The 24,945-nt window shown below is 71.4% G+C and carries 20 protein-coding genes and 1 tRNA gene; 8 read left to right on the forward strand and 13 right to left on the reverse strand.

Annotated features, from left to right (window positions below; genetic code table 11):
- Positions 1 to 2 precede the first annotated feature (2 nt).
- The gene (gene secE, locus J8G10_RS01415) at positions 3 to 278 is read right to left on the reverse strand and encodes a preprotein translocase subunit SecE (RefSeq protein WP_045272112.1); all 276 of its coding nucleotides are present in this window, start codon (positions 276 to 278) and stop codon (positions 3 to 5) included.
- Between the two features lie 39 nt (positions 279 to 317).
- A tRNA-Trp gene (locus J8G10_RS01420) sits at positions 318 to 390 on the reverse strand.
- A gap of 223 nt (positions 391 to 613) precedes the next feature.
- Between J8G10_RS01420 and J8G10_RS01425 the strand changes: the two genes are divergently transcribed.
- Together J8G10_RS01425 and J8G10_RS01430 are read left to right on the forward strand one after the other, a co-directional pair.
- Positions 614 to 2,530: an HSP90 family protein gene (locus J8G10_RS01425; protein ID WP_251438697.1), complete on the forward strand. Its 1,917-nt coding sequence runs from the start codon at positions 614 to 616 to the stop codon at positions 2,528 to 2,530.
- Positions 2,530 to 5,337 (forward strand): hypothetical protein, encoded by a 2,808-nt coding sequence (locus J8G10_RS01430; protein ID WP_251438698.1) that lies wholly within the window; start codon positions 2,530 to 2,532, stop codon positions 5,335 to 5,337. The genes J8G10_RS01425 and J8G10_RS01430 overlap by 1 nt, the downstream gene beginning before the upstream one ends.
- Before the next feature lie 154 nt (positions 5,338 to 5,491).
- On the opposite strand, the gene J8G10_RS01435 is transcribed toward J8G10_RS01430, so the two are convergent.
- From J8G10_RS01435 to gabT, 5 genes are all read right to left on the reverse strand, one after another.
- On the reverse strand, positions 5,492 to 6,853 hold the full coding sequence (locus tag J8G10_RS01435; RefSeq protein ID WP_251438699.1) for an NAD-dependent succinate-semialdehyde dehydrogenase: 1,362 nt from the start codon (positions 6,851 to 6,853) through the stop codon (positions 5,492 to 5,494).
- A gap of 90 nt (positions 6,854 to 6,943) precedes the next feature.
- Positions 6,944 to 8,407 (reverse strand): NAD-dependent succinate-semialdehyde dehydrogenase, encoded by a 1,464-nt coding sequence (locus tag J8G10_RS01440; protein WP_251438700.1) that lies wholly within the window; start codon positions 8,405 to 8,407, stop codon positions 6,944 to 6,946.
- A 56-nt stretch (positions 8,408 to 8,463) separates the two neighbouring features.
- Positions 8,464 to 9,345 carry a universal stress protein gene (locus J8G10_RS01445; RefSeq protein WP_251438701.1) on the reverse strand — a complete coding sequence of 294 codons (882 nt, stop codon included), beginning with the start codon at positions 9,343 to 9,345 and terminating at the stop codon, positions 8,464 to 8,466.
- A complete protein-coding gene (locus tag J8G10_RS01450; RefSeq protein WP_251438702.1) occupies positions 9,345 to 10,760 on the reverse strand; it encodes an NAD(P)/FAD-dependent oxidoreductase in 1,416 nt (471 codons plus the stop codon). The genes J8G10_RS01445 and J8G10_RS01450 overlap by 1 nt, the downstream gene beginning before the upstream one ends.
- 120 nt (positions 10,761 to 10,880) lie before the next feature.
- The gene (gene gabT, locus J8G10_RS01455) at positions 10,881 to 12,242 is read right to left on the reverse strand and encodes a 4-aminobutyrate--2-oxoglutarate transaminase (protein WP_251438703.1); all 1,362 of its coding nucleotides are present in this window, start codon (positions 12,240 to 12,242) and stop codon (positions 10,881 to 10,883) included.
- A gap of 112 nt (positions 12,243 to 12,354) precedes the next feature.
- Between gabT and J8G10_RS01460 the strand changes: the two genes are divergently transcribed.
- Positions 12,355 to 13,851, forward strand: a complete 1,497-nt coding sequence (locus tag J8G10_RS01460) for a PucR family transcriptional regulator (protein ID WP_251438704.1) — start codon at positions 12,355 to 12,357, stop codon at positions 13,849 to 13,851.
- Between the two features lie 66 nt (positions 13,852 to 13,917).
- Here J8G10_RS01460 and J8G10_RS01465 read toward each other — a convergent pair whose 3' ends face one another.
- Positions 13,918 to 14,616, reverse strand: coding sequence for an MBL fold metallo-hydrolase (locus tag J8G10_RS01465; RefSeq protein WP_251438705.1), 699 nt, complete (start codon positions 14,614 to 14,616; stop codon positions 13,918 to 13,920).
- A gap of 95 nt (positions 14,617 to 14,711) precedes the next feature.
- On the opposite strand from J8G10_RS01465, the gene J8G10_RS01470 reads away from it, so the two are divergent.
- The gene (locus tag J8G10_RS01470) at positions 14,712 to 15,365 is read left to right on the forward strand and encodes a TetR-like C-terminal domain-containing protein (RefSeq protein WP_251438706.1); all 654 of its coding nucleotides are present in this window, start codon (positions 14,712 to 14,714) and stop codon (positions 15,363 to 15,365) included.
- Positions 15,366 to 15,444: 79 nt separating this feature from the next.
- Here the strand turns inward: J8G10_RS01470 and J8G10_RS01475 are convergent, their stop codons facing one another.
- The gene (locus J8G10_RS01475) at positions 15,445 to 16,881 is read right to left on the reverse strand and encodes a helix-turn-helix transcriptional regulator (protein ID WP_251438707.1); all 1,437 of its coding nucleotides are present in this window, start codon (positions 16,879 to 16,881) and stop codon (positions 15,445 to 15,447) included.
- 179 nt (positions 16,882 to 17,060) lie between these two features.
- Here J8G10_RS01475 and aceB point away from each other — a divergent pair, with 179 nt between their 5' ends.
- The 4 genes from aceB (at position 17,061) to J8G10_RS01495 (ending at position 21,153) form a co-directional block, all read left to right on the forward strand.
- On the forward strand, positions 17,061 to 18,728 hold the full coding sequence (gene aceB, locus J8G10_RS01480; RefSeq protein ID WP_251438708.1) for a malate synthase A: 1,668 nt from the start codon (positions 17,061 to 17,063) through the stop codon (positions 18,726 to 18,728).
- Positions 18,729 to 18,878: 150 nt separating this feature from the next.
- The gene (gene rraA / locus J8G10_RS01485) at positions 18,879 to 19,343 is read left to right on the forward strand and encodes a ribonuclease E activity regulator RraA (RefSeq protein ID WP_251438709.1); all 465 of its coding nucleotides are present in this window, start codon (positions 18,879 to 18,881) and stop codon (positions 19,341 to 19,343) included.
- Between the two features lie 55 nt (positions 19,344 to 19,398).
- Positions 19,399 to 19,848, forward strand: coding sequence for a hypothetical protein (locus J8G10_RS01490; protein ID WP_251438710.1), 450 nt, complete (start codon positions 19,399 to 19,401; stop codon positions 19,846 to 19,848).
- Positions 19,849 to 19,950: 102 nt separating this feature from the next.
- Positions 19,951 to 21,153 (forward strand): pyridoxal phosphate-dependent aminotransferase, encoded by a 1,203-nt coding sequence (locus J8G10_RS01495; protein ID WP_251438711.1) that lies wholly within the window; start codon positions 19,951 to 19,953, stop codon positions 21,151 to 21,153.
- A gap of 132 nt (positions 21,154 to 21,285) precedes the next feature.
- On the opposite strand, the gene J8G10_RS01500 is transcribed toward J8G10_RS01495, so the two are convergent.
- From J8G10_RS01500 to J8G10_RS01515, 4 genes are read right to left on the reverse strand one after another with little or no spacing between them, the layout of a single operon-like run.
- Positions 21,286 to 21,684, reverse strand: a complete 399-nt coding sequence (locus J8G10_RS01500; RefSeq protein WP_251438712.1) for a VOC family protein — start codon at positions 21,682 to 21,684, stop codon at positions 21,286 to 21,288.
- Between the two features lie 56 nt (positions 21,685 to 21,740).
- A complete protein-coding gene (locus J8G10_RS01505; protein WP_251438713.1) occupies positions 21,741 to 22,634 on the reverse strand; it encodes a carbohydrate ABC transporter permease in 894 nt (297 codons plus the stop codon).
- Positions 22,631 to 23,617: a carbohydrate ABC transporter permease gene (locus J8G10_RS01510; protein ID WP_251438714.1), complete on the reverse strand. Its 987-nt coding sequence runs from the start codon at positions 23,615 to 23,617 to the stop codon at positions 22,631 to 22,633. Before J8G10_RS01510 ends, J8G10_RS01505 begins: the two co-directional genes overlap by 4 nt.
- A 4-nt stretch (positions 23,618 to 23,621) precedes the next feature.
- Complete coding sequence (locus J8G10_RS01515) at positions 23,622 to 24,938, reverse strand: sugar ABC transporter substrate-binding protein (protein WP_251438715.1); 1,317 nt, start codon at positions 24,936 to 24,938, stop codon at positions 23,622 to 23,624.
- Between the last annotated feature and the right edge of the window lie 7 nt (positions 24,939 to 24,945).

Raw genomic sequence — 24,945 nt, forward strand, 5'->3', positions numbered from 1 at the left:
GATCACGCGGTTTTCCCGGGAACCCCGAAGACTTGCGTCGTCAGCCACGAGAAGGCCATGTCGAGGCCGTACACCAGCGCCATCATCACGATGACGAAGCCCAGGACGACCAGGGTGTACTTGACGAGCTCCTTGCGCGTGGGGGTGACCACCTTGCGGAGCTCCGCGATCACCTGACGGAAGAACAGCGCGATGCGACCGAAGAAGCCGAGCTTCTTGTCGCGGCCCGCGCCGCCGTTCGCCGTGGGAACCACAGCGCCCGATGCGTCCTGAACCATCCTCGAGTACCTTTCGTGTGCCGGCTGCGCGCCGACGCGCAGGGCGGACAGGAATCGAACCTGCAACCTGCGGTTTTGGAGACCGCTGCTCTGCCAATTGAGCTACCGCCCTAGAGATCCGGAGATCTCTGTCCGCATCCCCTCCGCGCTCCGGGAGACCCGGGGCACGGCGAAAGAATGCAGACAACAACTGCTCGTCCAGTGTACGGCATCCGCACGGACGGACCGAACCGGGCGCGTCCCGCGCGCAGCCCGGGCGTGGCGGACGGGCCCGGCGCCGCGGTTGTTAGGCTCGGAACGCGGGTGCAGGCCCGAGGCGGAGACGAGGGGGGCCGATGGGGACGGATGACGGCGCGCACGAGGAGGCGCAGCAGTTCCAGGTGGATCTGCGCGGAGTCGTCGATCTGCTCAGCCGGCACATCTATTCGAGCCCGCGCGTGTACCTGCGCGAGCTGCTGCAGAACGCACGCGACGCGATCACCGCGCGGCACGAGGTCGACGGCCGCGGAGGCACGATCCGGATCACGCCGCTCGCCGCCACGCCCCCGTCGACGGGATCGGGGACCGCGGAGGAGTTCGTGCTCGTCGACGACGGGGTCGGACTCACCGCCGCCGAGGTCGCCGAGCTGCTCGCCACCGTCGGCCGCAGCTCCAAGCGCGACATCTTCGATCTCCCCCGCAGCGACTACCTCGGTCAGTTCGGCATCGGGCTGCTCAGCTGCTTCATGGTCGCCGACACGATCCGGATCCGCTCCCGCAGCGCCCGCGGCGGCGCACCGGTCGAGTGGATCGGGTCCGCGGACGGGACCTTCCGGGTGCGGGAGCTGGACGAGGAGCTGCCGATCGGCACCAGCGTGCATCTCGTCCCGCGGTTCGACTCCGCCGACCTGCTCCGCGCCCCCGCCGTCCGCGAGCTCGCCGAGACCTTCGCGGAGTTCCTCCCCGTCCCCGTGCTGCTGCAGACGGGCGGGGGCACGACGCCCCTCACGCACGCCGCCCCGTTCCTCGAGCCGGCGCAGGATCCTGTCGCCGTCGTGCAGTACGGCCGCGAGCTGCTCGGCGCGACCCCGCTGGACGTGATCGAGCTGACCGACGCCGCCACGGGCACCCGCGGTGTCGCCTACGTCCTGCCCTACGCTCCCCCGCCCGGCGCACGGCAGGCGACGCGCATGTACCTGGGCCGGATGCTCCTGTCCGAGCGGGCCGACGACGTGCTGCCCGACTGGGCCTTCTTCGTCCGCGCCGTCGTCGACTCGACGGGGCTGAACCCCACGGCCAGTCGCGAGTCGCTGGTCGACGACGAGGCGCTCGCGCGCGTCCGGGACGAGCTGGGCGCCGCGATCCGGCGCTGGGTGCTCGAGCTCGGCCTGCGCGAGCCGCACCGGCTCGCGCAGTTCGTGGCGGTGCACGAGGTGGGGCTGAAGTCCCTCATCCGCCACGACGACGAGCTCGCCCGGTTCATCACGCGCTGGCTCACCGTCGAGACCACGCACGGCACCATGACGGTGGGCGACCTCGTCGAGCGCTTCGACAGGATCCGCTACGCCGAGAGCGTCGACGAGTTCCGCCAGGTGGCCGGCATCAGCCGCCCCGAGCAGGTGCTCGTGAACGGCGGGTACCTCTACGACGCCGATCTGATCCGGCGCCTGCCCGAGCTGCACCCGGCCGTCTCGGTCGAGCGGGTCGACGTGGTGGGCGAGCTGGACCGGCTGGATCCCCCGCCGCTCGACGACCGCGCCGAGGCCGTGGCGCTGGAGGACCGTGCCTCGGCCGTGCTCGCCGAGGTGGGCTGCCAGGTCGTGGTGCGGATGATCGATCAGCCCGAGCTGCCGTCGCTGTACGTCGCCGACCCGGCCGTGCTGCGACGGCTGGACCGCACGCGCACCAAGGGCATCACGGGCGCTCTGTGGGGCGGCGTGCTGGATCGGATCGATGATGCGGTCTCGCCCGGGGACGGGCCCGCGGCCGCCGCCCGGCTGTGCCTGAACGGCGCGAACCGCGTGGTGCGCGCGCTGCGCGACGTCGGCGACGACGCGGTGTTCGCGCGCACCGTGCAGCTGCTCTACATCCAGGCGCTGCTCGCCGGGCACCGCCCGCTGGGCGACGCCGACCGTGCGCTGATGACCGGCGCCCTCGCCGATCTCGTCGCTCTGTCGGCCGGCGTCGTCCCGGTCGCGCCCGCACCGCTCCCCGTCGCCCTCACCGACGACGATTCCCCCGCTCCCGACGCTCTCGACCCCGAGGATGGATGATGGCAGGCCAGAAGAAGCAGCTGAAGCGACTGTTCGAGGAGATCGACCGCACGCCGTGGGGTCCGCACGAGCAGGCGCTGGTCGCGGAGGCCGTCGGCATCGCCCAGGAGCTCGGCGACGAGGAGCTCGAGTACCAGGCCCGCATGCGCCAGACGGCGTCGGCGAACATGGGCGGACTCACCGACCTCATGCTCAGCTCCTTCGCCTGGTGCCTCGCCCGCCACGACGCCGACCCCGCCCGGTTCCCCGCCGACATCGACAACGGCGCCGCCGACCTGATGTGGCAGTTCAAGTGGATGGCGTCGTCGCTGCGCGGCTCGCCCGCGTTCGCGCCGGAGCAGATCGCCGCGGTGCTCGAGGACATGGACGCCCACTACGCCGCCGCCGGTCTCGGTCCCAGCGGCGTGCTCATGGCCCGCTTCGAGGACGCGCACGCGGCCGGACGCCTGGACGAGGCGGAGCGGCTCCGGGTGCAGCTGGAGACCACTCCGCGCGACTCGCACAGCCACTGCGACGCCTGCGGCCGGAGCCAGGTCGCCGGCTTCCTGGCCGACACCGACCGCGACGAGGAGGCGATCCGTCTCGTCGAGGAGATGGTGGAGGGCGGCTTCTCCTGCGGCGAGGAGCCCGAGCACGCGCTCTCGCTGGCGCTGCTGCCCTACCTGCGCCTGGGACGCGGGGACGAGGCGAAGGCCGCCCATCTGCGCAGCTACCGTCTCGCCAAGGACAATCCCGACCTGCTCGGGGCGGTCGCGAACAGCATCCGCTTCTGCGCGCTGACGGGCAACGAGGCGCGCGCTCTCGCCCTCGTCGAGCGTCACCTGCCGTGGCTCGCCCACGACGCCCTCAACTCCCAGGGGCACTTCGGCATGCTCATCGCGGTCGCCACCACGCTCGATGCCGTGGTCGACGCCGGACACGGATCCACCCCGGTGCGCGGCGCGGACGCGACCGAGCTCGCGCCGTTCTTCGGCGCCCGCGAGACGGCCTGGACGGCCGCGGAGCTGGCCCCGGTCGCCTGGGTCGCCGCCGAGCGCCTGGGCGCGCGATTCGACGAGCGCGACGGCACCGACAACCACGCCCGGCGCCTGCAGACCGCGAAGCGCCGCGCCGCCGAGCGCTACGACGTGCCCATCCGCAGCGACGTGTTCACCGCGCCGGCTCCCGACGAGACACCCCTCGACGTGGACGGCTGGTACCGTCGCGCGCTCGACGTCTCCGGCTACGGCGCGGCCGCCGAGATGCTGGACACCCTGCCGCACGTGATCGACGCCGTGGATCCGCAGCGCCGGGCGGTGCTGACGGGCCAGCGCCTCGCGGCCCTGGTCAACCTGGAGCGCCTCGACGAGGCCGCGGCGCTGCTGCCGGATCGGATCCGCTCGCTGCGGGCCGCCGGCCGAGACGCCCAGGCCGATCTCGAGGAGCGGTTCGGGCTGGCACTGTTCGGCACGGCGACCCCCGAGGACACGGCGGCGCTCGCGGCCCTCCTGACGGCGTCGGCCGAGCCCGCGGACGCCCTGCCGGCCGAGACCCGCGGCGACATCGCGCTCACGATCGCCTTCGGTCTCGTGGACGACGACCCCGGCGCCGCCCTCGAACTCGCCGAGCAGGCCGGTGCGCTCTTCGTCGAGGCGCAGGACGCCCGGATGGGCTACGGCGCGGACTTCGCCGCGATCATGGCGCTGCTGCGCGGAGACCGTGCCGAGGAGGGGCACGCCCGGATCGAGCGGCTGCTCGCCGACTCGGACGCGCCGCGCGGCGTGCGGGCGCGCGCCCTCGAACTGCGCGCGCGGATCCGCGGCGGACGGGGCGACTTCGCCGAGGGCGCCGCCGACGCCGATGAGACGAGCCGGATCCTCGCCGAGCTGGGCGGTCGCGGCTCGCTCGCCGGAGCGCAGATGCTCGCGGGCGCCCTCTGGGAGGACGCCGATGAGCCCGAGCAGGCCCTCGCCCGGTATCGGGTCGGGGCGCGGATGCTCGAGCAGACCGGCGGGGACGTCGCCGGGGCGAAGTACCGCGTCGCCCGCGCGATGCTGAACACCGGCGCCGCGGACGAGGCGGCGGAGCTGTTCGGCGAGGTGCTGCAGCTCGAGGAGCGCGCCGACGTCCCCGCGGGCAGCCGCGCGATGACCGCCCTCATGCTCGCCCGGGCGTTCCGCGCCGCCGACGAGGCCGGCCAGGCCTACGGCGTGTTCGGCTACGCGGCAGAGCTGTTCGGCGAAGCGGAGAACCCGGCCGATCAGGCCCTGGCCCTGATGAGCCGGGCGCAGATCCTCGCCCAGTACGAGGAGCCGGAGCAGGCGGTGTCGACCCTCGAGGAGGCCGCGCAGATCGTCCGCACCGCGGAGGATGCGCCCGCTGCCCTGGTGGAGGTGCTGCACAACCTCGGTCAGTCCTATGGCGCGCAGCGCGACCCCCGGGCGTTCGCGCTCTTCGACGAGGTCGAGGCGATCGCCCGGGCCAACGACGCCGACTGGGTGATGGCCGACGTCACCGACTCGCGGGCGCGGGCGCTGCTGGCCGCCGAGCGCCTGGATGAGGGCGTCGCCGCCGCCCTGACCGCCTCGGACGCGTTCGCCGCGATCGGGGACGCGCAGTCCGCCGGGGGCTCCGCGCTGCTCGCGGCGCGCGCCCTGCACGGCGGCGGGCGCCCCGCCGACGCGGTCGCGGCGTACCGCGCGGTGCTCGACCAGGCGGAGGGCATCCCGCCGCTGCGCCAGATCGCCGCGCTCGAGCTCGGCGACGTGCTGCAGGGGCTCGGACGCGACGCCGACGCCGCCGAGGTGCGCCGCCTCGCCGAGGACTGAGGTACCGCCTCGGGAACCCCTTCGCTCCCGTCCGCGCATCGCGCGGTTCCGGATCCGGCCCGGCGGGGACAGACGAAGGGCGGGCGTCGCAGGGTGTGCGACGCCCGCCCTCGAATCCCGCTGAGTGCGGCGGGAAGGGATCCCGTGGCCGAGATCAGGCCACGCGGATGAGCTTCTTGTTCACGAACTCGTCCGCGGCGAGCAGACCGAGCTCGCGCGACGTGCCGCTGCGCTTGACGCCGCCGAAGGGCAGTTCGGGGCTGTCGGCGAGGACGACGTTGACATAGACCATTCCGGCCTCGATGCCGTTCGCCACCCGCGCCGCCTGGGCGTCGTCGGTCGTGAACACGTAGGAGCCGAGACCGAACGAGGTGTCGTTCGCGAGCGCGACAGCCGCGTCCTCGTCCTCGACGCGGTAGACGACCGCGGCGGGGCCGAACAGCTCTTGGCGGTACACGTCCATCTCGGGCGTGACGTCGGCGAGCAGCGTCGGCGTGTAGAACGCGCCGTCGCGGGTGCCGCCGGTGAGCAGGGTCGCGCCCTGCGCCACCGCGGTGTCCACCTGGTTCTGCAGGTTGACCGCGGCCGCCTCGGAGACGAGCGGGCCCAGCACGGTGTCCTCCTGCGTCGGGTCGCCGGGCGTCACGGCGGACAGCGCGGCGACGGCCTTCTCCACGAACGCGTCGTAGAGGCCGTCGACGACGATGAAACGCTTGGCGCCGTTGCAGGCCTGGCCGTTGTTGTCCAGACGCGCGTCGACGGCGGCCTGCACGGTCGCGTCCAGATCGTCCGTGGAGAGCAGGATGAACGGGTCCGAGCCGCCGAGCTCGAGCGCGACCTTCTTCAGGTTGCGACCGGCGTTCTCCGCCACGGCCGCACCGGCGCGCTCGGATCCGGTCACGGACACGCCCTGCACGCGGGGGTCGGCGACGATGGTGGCCGCCTGCTCGATCGACGCGTACACGTTGACGTAGCCGCCGTCGGGGAGCCCGGCCTCCTCGTAGATCTTCTCGAGCAGGGCCGACGACTCCGGGCACTGCTCGGAGTGCTTCAGCACGATCGTGTTGCCGACCGCGAGGTTCGGACCCGCGAACCGCGCGACCTGATAGGCCGGGAAGTTCCACGGCATGATGCCGAAGAGCACACCCAGCGGGGCCTTGCGGATGACCGCGGTGCCGTCGCCCAGGATGTCCAGGGGCTGGTCGGCGTTGATCTTCTCGGCGTTGTCCGCGTAGAACTCGATGATGTCGGCGGCGAAGTCCACCTCGCCGACGGCCGCGGCGAGGGGCTTTCCCATCTCGCGCGTGATGATCGCGGCGAGCTCGTCGCGGTGGGCGCGATGGCCCTCGGCGATGCGGCGGATCACGGCCGCCCGATCGGCGACGGACGTGCGCCCCCAGACCGCTGCGGCGGCGTGCGCGCGGGCGACCGCGTCCTCGATCTGCGCATCGGTGAAGGTGTCGTAGGTGGCGACGGTCTCGCCCGTTGCCGGGTTGACGACGGCGTAATCGGTCATGTCGATCCTTTCGGTGTCACATCATTGTGGGAGTTCTCGGCGGGCTCGGGATCGAGGGATCCCCGAACCCGAGCCCGCCGCGGGAGTCGTTCAGTCGACCGGGATCAGCGTGTACTTAGTCGACAGGTACTCGTGGATGCCCTCGAAGCCGCCCTCGCGGCCGACGCCGGACTGCTTGACGCCGCCGAAGGGGGCCGCCGCGTTGGAGACCACGCCCACGTTCAGACCCATCATGCCCGTCTCGAGCGCGTCGATCATCCGGTGTCCGCGCGCGAGGTCCTGCGTGAACACGTAGGAGACCAGGCCGTACTCGGTGTCGTTCGCGAGGCGCACGGCCTCCGCCTCGTCCGAGAACGTGGCGATCGCGAGAACCGGGCCGAAGATCTCCTCGCGGAGGATCTCGCTGCCGGCCTGCACGTTCGCGAGCACGGTCGGCTCGTAGAAGGATCCGACGCCGTCGAGCGCCTTGCCGCCGGAGAGCAGCGTCGCGCCGCGCTCCACGGCGTCGCCGACGAGCTCGGCGGCCTTGGCGACCGCGTCGTCGTCGATGAGCGGGCCGATGGTCACGCCCTCCTCGGTGCCGCGGCCGATCTTCATCGCGTTCACGCGCTCGGTGATGCGGCGGGCGAACTCGTCTGCCACGTCCCGGTGCACGATGAAGCGGTTGGCGGCGGTGCAGGCCTGGCCGATGTTGCGGAACTTCGCGGCGAGCGCGCCCTCGACGGCCTTGTCCAGATCCGCGTCCTCGAAGACGACGAACGGGGCGTTGCCGCCGAGCTCCATCGACACGCGCAGCACGCCCTCCGCCGCCTGGGCGATGAGCTTGCGGCCGACCTCGGTGGACCCGGTGAAGGACAGCTTGCGCAGCCGCGGGTCGGCGATGATCGGGGCCGACAGCGCGGACGAGCGCGACGTCTGCACGACGTTCACGACGCCGGCGGGCAGACCCGCCTCCTCGAGCAGCTTCACAAAGTACATCGTGGTGAGCGGGGTCAGTGCCGGGGGCTTGATGACCACGGTGCAGCCGGCGGCGAGCGCGGGCGCGATCTTGCGGGTCGCCATCGCGAACGGGAAGTTCCACGGCGTGACGAAGAACGACGGGCCCACGGGGCGCTGCGACACGACCATGCGGCCGGTGCCCTCGGGGTTCAGGCCGTAGCGGCCGGAGATGCGCACGGCCTCCTCGCTGAACCAGCGCAGGAACTCGCCGCCGTAGCCGACCTCGCCGCGGGCCTCGGCCAGCGGCTTGCCCATCTCGACGGTCATGAGCAGCGCCAGGTCCTCCTTGTGCGCCTGCACCAGGTCGAACGCGCGGCGGAGGATGTCGCTGCGGGTGCGCGGCGGCGTGGCCGCCCATGCGTCCTGCGCGGCGACCGCCGCGTCGAGCGCCTTCATGCCGTCGGCGGGCGAGGCGTCGGCGATCGTGCGCACCACGTCGTTCGTGGCGGGGTCGCGCACGTCGAAGGTCTTGTCGCCCTCTGCGGCGATCCACTCACCGGCGATGTAGAGCCCCGTGGGGACGCTCTCCAGCAGGGTCTTCTCCAGATCGGTCATGCGATCCTCCTTGTCAGATGCTTCGATTCTCATGCAATCGGGTGGTGCGGATCCGATCAGGATCCAGAGTCTGCGCTGTCGTCCAGGCGTGTGCGCGGAACGACGATCATCGGCACCGGGATGACGTCGAGCATCTTGGCCGCGGTCGATCCGAGGAACAGCCGCCGCGGCTGCGCGAGCCGGCTGGATCCGACGAGGATCAGCTCCCCGGGCAGCCATTCCAGCCGCGCGACGGCCTCCTCCACGGTGTCGCCCGGCGCCCGCTCGAGTTCGGCGCGGACACCGGCCGGCAGCTCCATCTCGGCCCGGGCGAGCACGTCCTCTCCGTGGGCGCCGCTCACCAGCCGGATGGCCTGCGGGTCGAACCCGCGGGGCACGTCGAAGGCGACGAGCGAGACCAGCCGCAGGGTCGCCGCGATCGCGGCGGACAGTCCCACGGCCGCCTCCAGCAGCGCGTCGGCGCCGGGGCGGTTGCCGATCGCCGCCGTGATCCGCGGGATCGGCGCCTGCACGTCGGCGCTGTGCGCGAAGCCCGCCGGAGCGAGCGCGACCGGGATGGGCGAGGAGTGCAGCAGCGCCTGCGCGACGCTGCCCATCCGGTGCAGCCCGATCGTGGCGCCGTTGGCGGCGCCCACGACGATGAGCGCCGCGTCGAGCTGCTCGCCGGCGAGCACGAGCCCCTCCGCGAAGGAGTCGTTCTCGCGGGCGTGCGCGGTGTGCGCGACGTCGGCCGGGATCATCGCGGCCGCGGCGTCGAGCCACTGCTTCGCCTGTCCGTGGATGGGGCTCTCATGATCCGGCGCGGTGTCGCCGCCGCCGGGCACGACGATGAGCACATGCAGGTGCCGCCGCGTGGCGCGGGCGAGACGCACGCCCAGCGCCAGCGCGTCGGCACCGGTCTCCGTCGCCGTGTAGCCGACGACGATGGAGGTGGTCATCAGCCCTCAGCCGCTCCGACGGAGGCGACCTCGGCCGCGCGGGCGTCGGCGCCGTCCTCGCCGCGGTCCGCCTCGAGGATCTGCGCCGCCGCGAGGCGGCCCATGCGGATCGCGCCGTCGACGTGCTGGTAGCCGGCGCCGGCCATGTCGGAGCAGGCGAAGTGGATCGGGCCGACCGCGGAGCGGAGGTCCTTCCCGTAGCGGTGCAGGCCGCCCATGTCGAAGCTCGCCGCGTACGCGCCGCGGGTCCACTCCTCGGTGCCCCAGTCGCTCTCGTAGTAGACGACGGGGTTCTTCGCCTCGGGACCGTAGTAGTGCGAGAGCGACTCCAGGATCCGCTCCTTGCGCTCCTCGGCGGAGAGCTCGAAGAGGTCGTCGGCGTTCTGGTCGCTGACGAAGCCCACCAGGGTGCCGCGCTCGTCGCCGTGGTTGGTGTTGTCGTACGCCTCGTGCGAGAGCTCGTAGGGGCTGAACGCGGTGCCGGACAGGCCCTGCTCGCGCCAGAACGGACGGTCGTAGACGGCGTGCACCTTGATGACGAAGCCCATCGAGAGGTGCTGGTGCATCTGGTGCTGACGGCGCGGCAGCGGCGGCACGAACGAGATCCGGTCGTACAGCACGGGGGCGAGCGCGAGGACCGCGTGACGGGCGCGGACGGTGAGCGAGTCGGTCGTCGCCGTGACGCCGCTCTCGTCCCACTCCAGCGAGCGCACGGGCTGGTTGAGGAGCACGTCGTCGCCGAGACGCTCGGCGAGCAGCAGCGGAACCTGCTGCAGGCCGCCGATCACGCGCTTGTCGAGGATGAAGTCCGCGTCGACGAGGTGCGAGTACGACCCGGCGGACGCCGCCATGAGCAGCGACTGCAGCAGCGAGAACGCGTGCGTCGGCTTGGTGAGCATCGCGGATCCGGTCGCGAACGCGAGGTTGCGCACGGCCTCGTCGTCATCGGTCTGCTGGCGCAGCCACGCGTCCCAGGTGACGGAGTCCCACTCGGCCGCCTTCGGGTGCGCGTACGGGCGGTCCGGGTCGATCTCGGCGACCATGGCGTCGAGGCGCTCGGTGATCTCGGCGATGACCGCCTCGGTCTCGGCGGAGACCGGGAACATCTCGCCGGTGAAGCGGTGCAGCGTGCCGTCGGGGCCGACGTAGACGCTGTCGCCCTCGCGGTAGCGGCTGAACGTCTCCAGTCCCAGCTCGTCGATCGTCTCGATCAGCGCATCCTGGTCGGGAGAGACCCACTGGCCGCCGATCTCGAGCATGGCGCCGTCGATGACGTCGGTCCAGAGCCGGCCGCCGACCCGGTCGCGGGCCTCCAGCACCACGACCGACAGACCCGCCTTGCGCAGTTCGTTCGCGGCGGTGGTGCCTGCGGCGCCCGCTCCCACGATGAGCACGTCACGGGTGATATCGGCCAATTTCGACTCCTTCATCGGTCTGCACCGGTCGGTGCGCTGTGCAGGTCTCCCTGCGGTTCTTCATGGAAAAGTTGCCGGGCGCGATCCAGCATCCCCCGATCCCGATCGCGCCCGGACGTCTCAGTGGGCCGCGAGGGCCTCGGCGATGATGTCCAGACCCTCGTTGAGGAGGGCGTCGCCGATCGTCAGCGGCGGGAGGAAGCGGATCACGTTGCCGAACGTGCCGCAGGTGAGGACGATGACGCCCTGCGCGATCGCGGCCTTGGCGACCGCGCCGGTGAGGGCCGCGTCCGGGGCGCCCGTGGCCGGGTCGACGAACTCGGCGGCGATCATCGCACCGTGTCCGCGGATGTCGCCCACGCGCGGGTCGGCGGCCTGGAGGGCGCCGAGGCGGTTCTTGAGCAGTGCGCCGATCTCGGTGGCGCGCTCGAGCAGGCCCTCGGTCTCGTAGGCGTCGATCGCGGCGAGCGCGGCGGCGCAGGCCACCGGGTTGCCGCCGTACGTGCCGCCGAGGCCGCCGGAGTGCGAGGCGTCCATGATCTCGGCGCGGCCGGTCACCGCGGCCAGCGGCATGCCGCCGGCGATGCCCTTGGCGGTGGTGATCAGGTCGGGCTCGATGCCGAAGATCTCGCTCGCGAACATCGACCCGGTGCGGCCGAAGCCGGTCTGCACCTCGTCGGCGATGAAGACGACGCCGTTCGCGCGGCACCACTCCAGGATCGCGGGCAGGTAGCCGTCGGCGGGGACGATGAAGCCGCCCTCGCCCTGGATCGGCTCGATGATGACGGCGGCCAGGTTGTCGGCGCCGATCTGCTTCTCGAGCTGCAGGATCGTGCGGGCCGCCGCCTCGTTGCCGGACAGGCCGTCGCGGAACGGGTACGACGCCTGTGCGCGGTACACCTCGGGGGCGAACGGGCCGAAGCCGCTCTTGTAGGGCATGGCCTTGGCGGTGAGCGCCATGGTCAGGTTGGTGCGGCCGTGGTAGCCGTGGTCGAAGGCGACGACGGCCTGACGGCCGGTGTGCTTGCGGGCGATCTTGATCGCGTTCTCGACGGCCTCGGCGCCCGAGTTGAACAGCGCGGTCTTCTTCGCGAAGGCGCCGGGGGTGAGCCGGTTGAGGGCCTCGGCGACCTCGATGTAGGACTCGTACGGCGAGACCATGAAGCAGGTGTGCGTGAACTGGGCGGCCTGGGCCGCGATGGCGGCGGCGACCTTCGGGTGCGCGCTGCCGACCGTGGTCACGGCGATGCCGGAGCCGAGGTCGATGAGGGAGTTGCCGTCGGCGTCGACGACCACGCCGCCGCCCGCGGCGACCGCGGCGACCGGCACGGTGTGCCCGACGCCGGCCGGGACGGCCGATGCCTTGCGGGCGAGGATCTCTGCCGACCGGGGGCCGGGGAGCTCGGTGACGAGGCGGCGCTCCTGCGGAAGGGAGGGACCGCCGAGGGGAAGCGTTTCTGCCGATGCGTCGATGGTGCTCATGGCCTCGAGACTACGGAGGTCGCCGCCGCACAGCATTCGCCGAAGCGTACAATCTGGGTGACGATTTCGCCGGAACGGCGACAACGGTATCGGCGCGGAAGGAGCGCACACGATGGAGCAGCAGCCGACCCTGCGCACCCTGCTCGGAAGGCGCGACCTGCACCTGCGCCTGGTCGGCGACGAGGCGGCGCTGCCGCCCGGATCCCTCGATCGGCCGCTGCGCTGGGTGCACAACTCCGACCTCACCGATCCCACGCCGTTCCTCGCCGAGGACATCGCCCTGCTGACGACCGGCACGCAGTTCGGCGACGACGACGAGGCGGGCGTGGGCGCGTACGTGCACCGCCTGGTGGATCGCGGCGTGGTGGCGCTCGGATTCGGCACCGAGGTGCACCGCAGCGGGATCCCGGCCGGCCTCGCCGCCGCCTGCGCCGCGTGGGGCCTGCCGCTGCTCGAGGTTCCCTACGGCACCCCGTTCATCGCCGTCGCGCGCGCCCATGCCGAGGCGATCGCGGCGCAGGCCTACGCACGACGCACCTGGGCGCTGGAGACGCAGCGAGCGCTGTCGGTCGCCGCCCTCCGCCCGCACGGGCTGGAGTCGACGCTCACCGAGCTCTCCCGCCGGCTCGGATGCTGGGTCGGCATGTACGACGCCGCCGGGCAGCTCGTGCACGAGCATCCCGCCGACGGATCCTCCCCCGCGCTCGACGAGGCCGCAGCCGATCTGCTGGTCCGCGGGGGATCCGCGAACCGCGTCGTCCAGGCCGGCGAGGCCGCCCACACGCTGCTGACGGTGGGACGGGCCGGGCACCTGCGCGGGGTCGTCGCGATCGCGAGCGGCACCCTGGATCCCGAGACCCGCGGAGTCGTGACCTCCGTCATCGCGATGGCCGGGCTCTCGCTCGAGCAGAGCCAGCAGCTCGAGCGCAGCCGGCGCCGGCTGCACCGGCAGCTGCTCGCCTCTCTGCTCGCCGACGACCCCACGCTCGCACGCCGGGTCCTGGGCGCGCTCCCGCCCGCCCCCATCGTGGTGGCCGTCGCCGCCGGACAGCGCCAGAGCGCGGTCGTGGAGTGGTGGGAGCGCCAGCCCGCCGACGCCCCCGCGGCGTTCCTCGCCGAGTCCGAGGAGGGGCTGGTGATGTGCCTCGCGGTCGGCGACGCCGGGCTGCTGGACGAGGTCGCGGCGCGCACCGGCGTGCGCATCGGCGCCTCGGCCCCGGAGGAGTACACCGGCTTCTCCCGAGCGCACGCCCAGGCGCTCACGGCCCTGCGGCGCTCGGGCGACGCCGGCGTCGCCCGCTACGCGGACACCGCGGAGACCAGCGTGCTGGCGGCGTTCGCCACCGACGAGGCGCGGCTCATCGCGGAGTCGCTGCTGGCGCCGCTGCGGCAGCACGACGCCCAGGAGGGGGCCGAGCTCGAGCGGTCGCTGCGGGTGTGGCTGGAGCACGACACCCGCCTGGAGCCCGCCGCCGCCGCGCTCGGCGTGCATCGGCACACGCTGCGCACTCGGATCGGCCAGGCCGCGATGATCCTCGACGCCGACCTCACATCGTTCCCCGCACGGGCCGAGCTCTGGGCGGCCCTGCGCACCGCGGGCGACCAGTGACGCAGGTGGTGCGCTCGCCCCGCTGAGGCGGGGCCTTCGCCAGTGAGGTGGCGCCCACGCGGGTCGTCACCTCGCCAGCGCCGCCAACATCTCCGCAGCCGTGCCCGAGAAGATCGGGCCGTGCCCGACGACGATCGACCGTTCGGGCAGAGCGCGCAGACGCTCCAGGCTGACCGGGGTCTGCGCCGGGTCGTCGCTGAACGGACCGACCTGCACGTCCGAGGAGCCGTTGAGCACGTGCCTCGTCGTGATCGCATCGCCCACGAAGATCGCGCCCACCGCGGGCACGCGGATCGCGACGGATCCGGCCGAGTGCCCCGGCAGGGCGATGATCTCCGGGGATCCGGGCAGGTCCAGCACCTCCCCGTCCTGCACGGTGCGCACCGCGCCGAGGTGCTTCGGCCGCAGGCCGCCGCGGCGCAGCGCGGCGGCGAGGAACTGCACGGTCGGACCCAGGCGCATCTTCCCGCCCGAGGCCGACGGCGTCTTCTCCCCCTGGGCCCGCCCCGCATCGGCCTCGTGCACGAAGGTCGGCACTCCGTGCTCGGTGCGTAGCCATTCCGCGACGCCGATATGGTCGCTGTCGCCGTGGGTCAGCACGACGCCGCGGATGTCGGAGACGCTGCGCCCCGCGGCCGCGAGCGCCTGCTGCAGGATCCGGCGATCGCCCGGGAGTCCCGCGTCGATGAGCGTGACGCCCTCGTCGGTGACGACGGCGTGCATGGCGACGATGTCGTCGCCGATCCGGAGGAGTTCTGCATTCATGATGGCTACGTTATATAGCTATCATGGCTACTGTCAATAGCCTTATGATGAAGGTCATCCGCACCGAGCCGAAGCGCACCGCAGAGGAGGAACCGATGCCGGCACCTCAGCGCGTCACCCGCGCCGCCCTCACCGCCGCCGCCCGCACGATCGCCGAGCGCGACGGGATCGACGCCGTCACCATCAGCGCCGTGGCCGCGGCCGTCGGCGTGCGCGCGCCCAGCCTGTACAAGCACGTGACGCACCGGCACGACCTGCTCCGGCTCATCGCCGACGACGCGGCCCGCGAGCTCGGCGACGACATCGCCGCCCTCGCCGGATCCGCCGCAGACCCCGCCACCGCCCTCACCGCGATCGGCCACGCGTTCCGGGCGTTCAGCGCGCGCTCCCCCCGTGCCGCATCCCTGCTGTTCTCCGGGGCGGCGCTCAGCGCGGAGCCGGCGTCCGAGTCGATGAGCGCGCTGACCGCGACGCTCCTCGACGCCGTGCGCGCCTCGACTCCGGGCGATCCGCTCCCCGCCGCACGGACCTTGACCGCCTGGGCGCACGGCTTCTGCACCATGGAGCAGGCCGGGGCCTTCCGGCTCGGCGGCGACGTGGACGAGGCGTTCGAGTTCGGCCTCGCGACCCTCGTGGCGGCGCTGACGGACCTCCGCGCCGCGCCGGAGACGCCGCGTCGGGAGACCGTGCACGATTCAGGCCGTCTTCAGGCCGAGGCAGCAGGCCGGCGCGGAAACACGCGACTCTGATCCGCGCCTAAGACCATCCAGCCTGAATTGCGCACACGGCGTCGAGCGGAACCGACCGACGAAGCCCCGCCGGGGCCGCTCAGGCGGGCGCGTGCGCCTCGAGGAACTCGTACACATCGGTCGTGTCGACGCCGGGGAACGCCCCGGTCGGCAGGGTGGCCAGCAGCGTCCGCGGGGTGCGCACGTTCGGCCAGGACTGCTCGCGCCACCGCGCCTCGAGGTCTGCGGGAGCCCGCCGGCAGCACACCTCGACGGAGTGCTTCGAGACACCGCGGTTGGGCGTGTCCCGCCCGATGAACCACTTCGTGTCGTCGAAGCGCACGCCGACGCTCACCGAGTGCAGGCCCTCGCTCGACGGCTCCACGCGCGCCGTGCACCAGTACGTGCCGTTGCCGGTGTCGGTGTACTGGTAGTACGGGTTGAAGCGGTCCTCCTCCTCGAACACGACCCGGCTCGTCCACTTGCGGCAGCACATCTGCCCCTCGATGGATCCGAGCCGATCGGTCGGGAAGTTCACGTCGTCGTTCTCGTACGCCTTCGTGATCGTGCCGGACTCGTGCACCTTGAGGAAATGCACGGGGATGTCGAGGTGCCGGGTGGCGAGGTTCGTGAACCGATGCGCCGCGGTCTCGTACGACACGGAATAGGCGTCGCGGAGGTCCTCGATGGAGATCGCCCGGCGCTCCTTCGCATCCTTCAGCACCGGGACCAGGTGCTCCTCGGGCATGAGCAGGGCGCCGGTGAGGTAGTTGGTCTCCACCCGCTGACGCAGGAACTCGGCATAGCTGCGGGGCTCGGAATGGCCGAGGATCCGGCTCGACAGCGCCTGCAGCACCGCCGTGCGCGCATCGCCCTTGCCCGGGACGCGACTGGACAGGTACAGCCGCCCGTGAGCGAGGTCGGCCACGCTGCGGGTCGACTGCGGCAGGTCGGGCGCATAGTGCAGGGTGAACCCGAGGTGTGCGGCGATGTCGCTCGCGGTGCGCTGGGTGAGCGGGCCGCCGGGGTGCCGCACCGCGGCGAGGATCTCGGCCGCCTTCCGCTCCAGGTCGGCGAAGTGGTTGTCCTGGCTGCGCATGAGGTGGCGCAGCTCGAGGTTGGCCCGGCGCGCCTCCTCCGGGGTCGCGGCACGCTCGTCGCGCAGCCGCTCGATCTCCCCGTGCAGCGCGAGCAGCGCCTTGAGCGCCTCGTCGGGAACGGTCTTGGCGATCCGGAACGGGGCGATCCCGAGCGCCTGGAAGGTCTGCCCCTTCATCGCGCGCTCGACAGCGACCTCCATGCCGCTGCGCTCGTCGAGCGGCCCTTCGGCGAGGATCTGGTCGATCGTCGTGTCCAGCGCCCGCGCGATCGCCTGCAACTGGGTGAGCTTGGGCTCGCGCTTGCCGGTCTCGATCATGGAGACCTGGCTCGGCGCCCGGTCGATGGCCGTCGCGAGCTGCTCCAGAGTGAGGCCCGCGGCCGTGCGGAACTGTCGGATGCGGCGTCCGATCGTGAGGGCGTCGACCTCTTCACTCATGCGGGGCTCCTCGGGGTCTCGTTCCGGGTCGTCAGGGCCCGATTCTGTCACGAAAGCAGAATTCTCGACAAACTTCTCCCCGATTTCGGTCATTGCCGTTCCGGATCTTCACGCAGAGTGGTCACAAGCCACCCCGGCACCGATGCCGGACCGGATCCCACTCACGGAGGAGACAGATCATGACCATTCCCGCTGCGTCACCGACCGCCCCGATCCGGACCATCGGCACCGTCGTCGCGAACGCCGAGGGCCCCTCGATCCGCATCACCGGGCCGCTGCACGAGCGCTTCGGCGAGATCCTCACCCCCGCCGCACTCGCCTTCGTCACCGAGCTGCACCACCGCTTCGGCGGCCGCAGGCACGACCGCCTCGCCGATCGCATGCGTCGCCGCTTCGAGATCGGCAACGGCCACGACCCGCGGTTCCGCGACGACACCCGGCACATCCGCGAGGACGCCGACTGGCGCGTGGCGGGCGCGGGCCCCGGGCTCGAGGACCGCCGCGTCGAGATCACCGGCCCGACCGACCCCAAGATGACGATCAACGCGCTGAACTCCGGCGCGAAGGTGTGGCTGGCCGACCAGGAGGACGCGACGAGCCCCACCTGGCGCAACGTGATCGGCGGGCAGCTGTCGCTGCGCGACGCGATCCGCGGACGCCTGACGTACACGAACGAGGACGGCAGGGAGTACCGCGTCACCGCCGAGCAGACGCCGACCATCGTGATGCGCCCGCGCGGCTGGCACCTCGTGGAGAAGCACCTGGAGTTCACCGACCGGACCGGCCGCCGGATGGACGCCTCGGGCTCCCTGGTCGACTTCGGCCTCTACTTCTTCCACAACGCCCAGACGCTCATCGACGCCGGCCGCGGACCGTACTTCTACCTCGCCAAGATCGAGTCGAGCGAGGAGGCGAAGCTCTGGAACGACGTGTTCACCTTCAGCGAGGACTACTTCGGGATCCCCCGCGGCACGATCCGCGCGACGGTGCTCATCGAGACGCTGCCCGCGGCGTTCGAGATGGAGGAGATCCTGTTCGAGCTGCGCGAGCACTGCGCGGGCCTGAACGCCGGCCGCTGGGACTACATCTTCTCGATCATCAAGAACTACCGCGGCCGCGGCGCCCGTTTCGTGCTGCCCGACCGCAGCGAGGTCACGATGACCGTCCCGTTCATGCGGGCGTACACCGAGCTGCTCGTGAAGACCTGCCACAAGAGGGGCGCCTTCGCGATCGGCGGCATGAGCGCCTTCATCCCGAACCGGCGCGACCCCGAGGTGACCGCCCGGGCCGTCGAGAAGGTCGCCGCCGACAAGAAGCGCGAGGCCGGCGACGGCTTCGACGGGACCTGGGTCGCCCACCCGGACCTGATCCCCACGGCGCAGGCCGAGTTCGACGCCGTGCTGGGAGAGCGCCCCAACCAGCTGGACCGGCAGCGCGACGACGTGCAGGTGCGCGCCGAGGACCTGCTCGACGTGCACATCGGCCGCCCGATCACCGCCGACGGCGTGCGCGACAACGTCTCCGTGGCGATCCGGTACCTCGAGGCGTGGCTGCGCGGCATCGGAGCGGTGGCGATCGACAACCTCATGGAGGACGCCGCGACGGCCGAGATCAGCCGTTCGCAGGTGTGGCAGTGGATCCACCAGGGGCAGACGACCCAGGAGGGCACCCTCATCACGGCGGAGTACGTCGAGGGTCTGATCTCGGCGCTGCTGGACGAGACCCCGCGCGCGGAGGGCGACCGCTTCGACGACGCGGCTGACGTCTTCCGCGAGGTGGCGCTGCGTCCGGAGTTCCCCGCGTTCCTCACCCTCGGCGCCTACGCCAAGCACCTCGTGGAGGACTGACCCGGCATCCGCCGGTCCCCCTGTGCCGAACTCCGTCGATTCCGCGGCTGCGGCGTTCCCACCCGTTACGCACGGCATGATCGACGGAGTTCGGCACATCCACGAGCGCAAGAGCACCGGCAGGTGCGAGAGCACAGGCAGGAAGAACAGATGACCTCCACCGCAGACCTCTACGACGAGCAGGGCGACGCCCTGCAGTCCCTCGCCCTGCAGCTGCGCGACTTCGGCGGCCGCGTCGCGTTCGAGGGGCCGATCCGCACGGTGCGCTGCTTCCAGGACAACCAGCTCGTGAAGGAGCTGCTGGCCACCGACGGCGACGGCGCGGTGCTCGTGATCGACGGATCCGGCTCGCTCGGCACCGCGCTCATGGGCGACATGATCGCGGAGAGCGCCGTCGCGCACGGCTGGGCCGGCGTCCTCATCCACGGCGCGATCCGCGACAGCGCCGCGATCGGCCGCCTCCCCCTGGGAGTGAAGGCCCTCGGCACCAACCCGCGCAAGAGCGCGAAGACCGGATCCGGCGAGGCCGACGTCGTGCTGCGCTTCGGCGACGTCGAGTTCCGTCCCGGCGCCCGGCTGTACGCCGACGAGGACGGCGTGCTCGTCGAGCGCTGAGCCGTCGCGTCGCCGATCCGGGTCCACCCGCCGCCGACGCGCCTACGCTGGAGGCATGAGCGCCCCCTCCGCACGGCAGGTCCTCTTCGAGGGCGTCGCCGACGAGTTCCTGCACGACTACCCGCGGGGCGCGCGTCTCGTCGCGGTCGCGAGTCCCGACGCGGAGCGCTCCGCGGCGGCCGCCGAGAGCCTCCGCGAGGCGCTCGCCGCCCGAGGCGTCGACGCCCGCATCACCGAGCAGGACGGCCGCGGCGAGGACGCACTGCGTGCCGACGTCGTGACGCCTTTCCGCTCCTCGGGGGCCGACGCCGTGCAGATCGTGTCCGGCACCCCGGGGCTGCTCGCCGAGCGCACCCGGGGTCTCTGGCACTTCTCGGTCTGGCTGATCGACGGCGATGAGGTGCCGCACACCGCCGCCACGGCTCTCGTCGACGTGACGGATCCGGATGCCCCCGTCCGGCGACTGGCGGACTACTGCGCGGTTCCGCCGTCGTTCCTGACCTGACAGCGGCGACCCCTCGCCATCGTTCGCCATGGCGGACAAATCGGCCCCGTTCTTGTACGTCACGGCCATTTCCCGCCAGAGGCCCCCGAGTACGCTGGGAGCGTGACCGAACGCGCGCCTCTCTCCCGCAAACTCTCCGCCATCGCCGAGTCCGCCACGCTGAAGGTGGACGCCAAAGCCAAGGCCCTCAAGGCCGAGGGCAAGCCCGTCGTCTCGTACGCCGCGGGCGAGCCCGACTTCGCCACGCCGCAGTTCATCGTTGACGCGGCCGCCGAAGCCCTGGCGAACCCGGCCAACTACCGCTACACCCCCGCGGCCGGCCTGCCCGAGCTGCGCGAGGCGATCGCCGCGAAGACGCTGCGCGACTCCGGCCTCGAGGTCTCGCCCTCGCAGGTGATCGTCACCAACGGCGGCAAGCAGTCCGTCTACCAGGCGTTCCAGGCCGTGGTGAACCCGGGCGACGAGGTGCTCCTGCCCGCGCCGTACTGGACCACCTACCCCGAGGCGATCCGCCTCGCGGACGGCGTCCCCGTCGAGGTCTTCGCCGGTGCCGACCAGGACTACAAGGTCACCGTCGACCAGCTCGAGGCCGCGCGCACCGACCGCACGACCGTGCTCGTGTTCGTCTCGCCGTCGAACCCGACCGGATCCGTGTACTCCCCCGAGGAGACCGCGGCGATCGCGGCCTGGGCGCTCGAGCACGGGATCTGGATCATCTCGGACGAGATCTACCAGAACCTCACCTACGAGGGCGTGAAGGCGACCTCCGTCGTCGGGGCCGTGCCCGAGGTCGCCGGTCAGACCATCCTGGTCAACGGCGTCGCCAAGACCTACGCGATGACCGGCTGGCGCGTGGGCTGGATGGTGGGCCCGGCCGACGCGATCAAGATCGCCGGCAACCTGCAGTCGCACCTCACGAGCAACGTGAACAACGTCGCGCAGCGCGCCGCGATCGCCGCCCTGAACGGCCCGCAGACCGAGGCCGAGCAGATGCGCGAGGCGTTCGACCGCCGCCGCCGCCTGATCGTTTCCGAGCTGTCGAAGATCGACGGCCTCGTGGTGCCGAACCCGACCGGGGCGTTCTACGTCTACCCCGACGTGCAGGGCCTGCTCGGCCGCACCTGGGGCGGGGTGACCCCGACGACCTCGCTCGAGCTCGCCGACCTCATCCTCGACCAGGCCGAGGTCGCGGTGGTCCCGGGCGAGGCGTTCGGCCCGTCCGGCTACATCCGGATGTCCTACGCGCTCGGCGACGACCAGCTGCTCGAGGGCGTGCAGCGCCTGCAGCGCCTGTTCGCCTCCTGACGCCCGCGCTCAAACGTCGACGCCCCCTCGGGCTGTCCGCGCCCCTCCTGAGATCCGCAACTCAGAGGGGGCCTCGGCAGCGGGAGGGGGCGTCGACGTATCCGGCCGGCACCCGACGCGCACGGGCCGCGGTCAGTCCTCGTAGCCGACGAGCCAGCGCACACCGAAGCGGTCCACCAGGGTGCCGTCGTGGGCGCCCCACGGACGCTCCTGCAGCGGGTCGATCACCCGGCCGCCGTCTCCCAGCTGCGCGAACCAGTGCGTGAGGGTGGCCGCGTCGGCCGTGCCGAGCAGGGAGAAGTACATCCCGTTCATGTGCACGGCGTCCTCGTCCGGCGCGGCGTCCGCCGCGGCGAGCTCGACCGGGCCGCCGAGGAGCATGCCGTGCGCGATCGCATCGCCCGGGCCGTCGGCACGCCCGAACTCGGCGTAGGTGTGCAGCACCGCCTCGCCGCCGAAGATCGTCTGATAGAACGGCAGCGCATCGGCGGCGGTGCCGGGGAAGAGCAGGTAGGGAACGAGTCCGGTCATGTGCGCGATCCTACGCGGGCCGGATCCCCGCCACGAGCGAGGATCCGGCTCCGCCGCTACTCCTTGACGGAGCCGGCGGTCAGGCCCGCGACGATCCAGCGGCTCGCGACGGCGAAGAGCACCATCGTCGGCAGGATCGTGAGCACGGCCGCCGCGGACATGGATCCCCAGTCCACGTTGAACGTCGAGATGAAGCTGTTCAGCGCGGCGGGCACCGTGCGGTTCTCCTCCGACTGCATGAGCACGACGGAGAGGAACAGCTCGTTCCAGCAGTTCACGAAGTTGAAGATGAACGCGGCGATGATGCCGGGCGTCATCACGGGAACAAGGATCCGGAACAGCGCGCCCAGCCGCGAGCAGCCGTCGATCATGGCCGACTCCTCGAGCGCATCGGGCACGTTCTCGAAGAAGCCGCGCAGCATGACCGTGGAGAACGGGATGCAGACGGCGACGTAGACGAGGATCAGGCCGAACTTGCTGTCCACCAGTCCCAGGTCCGTCATCATCGTGTACAGCGGACCGAGGGCGATGAACGCCGGGATCATCTGCGTGAGCAGGAACACGATGAGCACCGTGCCCTTGCCGCGGAACTCGAAGCGCGCGATCACGTACGAGCTGAGCAGGGCGATGAGGGTGGAGGTCGCCCCCGCGACGAGCGAGACCAGCGCGGAGTTGCCCAGGAAGACGCCGAAGTTCGCGTCCGAGAACAGCTTCGCGTAGTTCTGCACGGAGGGCTGCGACGGCCAGTACTCGATCGGGAACTTGTTCACGGTCTGCGGAGACTTGAACGACGTGAGGACGATCCAGTACAGCGGGAACAGCGTGATCAGCAGCCAGAGCCCCAGCCCCACGGCCTTGGCGACTCCGCCCGCGGTGATCCGCCGGCGCGACGCGCGCGCAGGACGCGAGACCCCCGTGCCCGGCGCGGTGATGGTCATCGTGACGCTCATCGGGTGACCTTCCGCATCGCGAACAGGTAGAAGCCGCAGAACACGAACAGCAGCGCCATGACGATCAGTCCGATCGCGCTCGCCGTGCCGTAGTTGCCCTGCTGGGTGAAGGTGATCATCCAGGTGGTGATGATGTGCGTGCGCCCGGCGGGCCCGCCGCCGGTCATCGCCCAGATGATGTCGGGGAAGTTGAAGATCCAGATCACGCGCAGCAGCACCGTGAGCAGCAGCGTCGTGGAGATGTACGGGATGACGATCGAGAACAGCTGACGCGCCTTGCCTGCGCCGTCGAGGCTCGCGGCCTCCAGCACCTCGTCGGGCACCGATTGGAGGGCCGCGAGGATCATGATCGCGAAGAACGTCACGCCGTACCAGACGTTCGCGATGATCACCGCGATCATCGCGAGGCGCGGGTCGGCCAGCCACGGAAGCGGTGCGTGGATCAGTCCCGCCTTCATGAGCAGGTCGTTGACGACGCCGAACTCCGCGTTGAACATCCAGCGGAACAGCATGCCGATGAGGAATCCGGAGACGGCCCAGGGGAAGAACACGAGCGCCTGGTAGACGCCGCGGAAGCGGAACCGCTGCCGCAGGGCCAGCGCGATGAGGAATCCGATCACGAACTGCGGGACGAGGGATCCGACGACCCACAGCACGGTGTTCCCCGCGACGGTCGGGAAGACCGGGTCGGCGAGGACCTTCGCGAAGTTGTCGAAGCCGACGAACGGCGTCGAGGTGAGGTCCCACAGGTTGTAGTCGAGGAACGCCATCCGGGCGCCCTGCAGCATGGGCAGGTAGGTGAACCAGCACACGAACACGATCGCGGGAGCCAGGAAGGCGAGGATCGTGAGGGCGTGCCGGGAGCGGAACGCGGGGCGGCGCGCGCCTGCGGCGCCCCGCGGCGCGGGACCGGCGCCCGGCCGCGACCGGGTGGTCCGGCCGGCGGAGCCCGCCGGACCACCCGAAGCAGAGGTCGAGGTCACGACATCAGCCCTTCTTGTACTTCGCGGTCCAGTACTCGTCCCACGAGGCGAGCAGCTGCTTGGTGCTCATGTTCCCGAGCAGCACGCTCTGCACGTCCTGATCGGCCTTCTGGCTCCACTCGCTCCACCAGGCCACGCCGCGGGGCTGGTGCACCGTGACGTAGGTGTCGGGATCCTTCGTCATCGTGACGTAAGAGGCCCAGGGGCCCGTCGCGAAGAACGGATCCTTCGTGGCCGAGGTGACGATGGGAACCAGGCTGTTCTTCTGCGCGAACGTCGTGGCGGGCTTCTCCGAGGAGAGGAACTCGACGAGCTTCACGGCCGCCGCCTTGTTCTTGCTGCCCTGGGCGATGCCCCAGCCCGCGGTCGCGAAGGGCTGCGCCGCCTTGCCGCTCGGGCCGACGAGCAGCGGCGCGGTGGACCACTGGTCCTTGCCGAGGTTCGACGCCGAGACGGTCGCGATGACCTCGGGGTCCTGCAGCAGGAACCCGGTCGTGCCGTTCGTGAATCCGGCGACCATCTCCGGGTATCCCCAGGACACGGCGGACGGCGGGGACGCCTTCTTGAACAGATCGAAGTAGGTGTCCACGGCCTTCTGCGCATCGGGCGAGGAGAAGACGGTCTTCCCGCTCTTGAGGAGGAAGGCGTTGGTCGGGTCGAGATCGTCGATCGTGTACGAGTTGATCGCGGCGACCACGTTCGAGTTGGCGTTCTTCCCGCCGCGGAACGCGTAGCCGTACACGTTGTTCCCCGGATCCTGGATCTTCGAGGCCTGCTCGAGCAGGTCGTCCCAGGAGTGCGGGGGCGTGTCGAAGCCGGCCTGGGAGACGAGGTCGGTGCGGTAGAACAGCGACAGCCCGTAGAACCCGTAGGGCACGAACCAGGTCTTGCCGTCGGTCTTCGCGGCGTTGCGCGCGTTGTCGGTGAGTGCCGACCACCCGTCCCAGTTCTTCAGGTCGCCGGTCATGTCGTACAGCCACTTGTTGTTGGCGAACGGGCCGACGGTCAGATCGCGGACCTCGAGCACGTCGATGCCCTTGCCGGACTGCAGCATCTGCTGGATCGTCGTGTCGGCCTGCTCCGTCGGCGGGGAGACGAGCTTGACCGTGATGTCCGGGTTCTCCTTCTGGAAGTCGTCGAGGAGGCTGCGGATCAGCTTGGTGCGGTCGGGGTTGGTCAGGCTCTCCACCATCTGCAGGGTGACCTTGCCGTCGGCCGATCCGCCGCCGGAGGCGGATCCTGCGCCGGAGCAGGCCGTGAGCGAGAGCAGGGCCGCGATGCCCAGCCCCGCGATCGCGGTCAGTCGGGTGTGCTTCACCATTGAGGCG

This window comes from Microbacterium sp. USTB-Y (assembly GCF_023703415.1).
GTDB lineage: Bacteria > Actinomycetota > Actinomycetes > Actinomycetales > Microbacteriaceae > Microbacterium.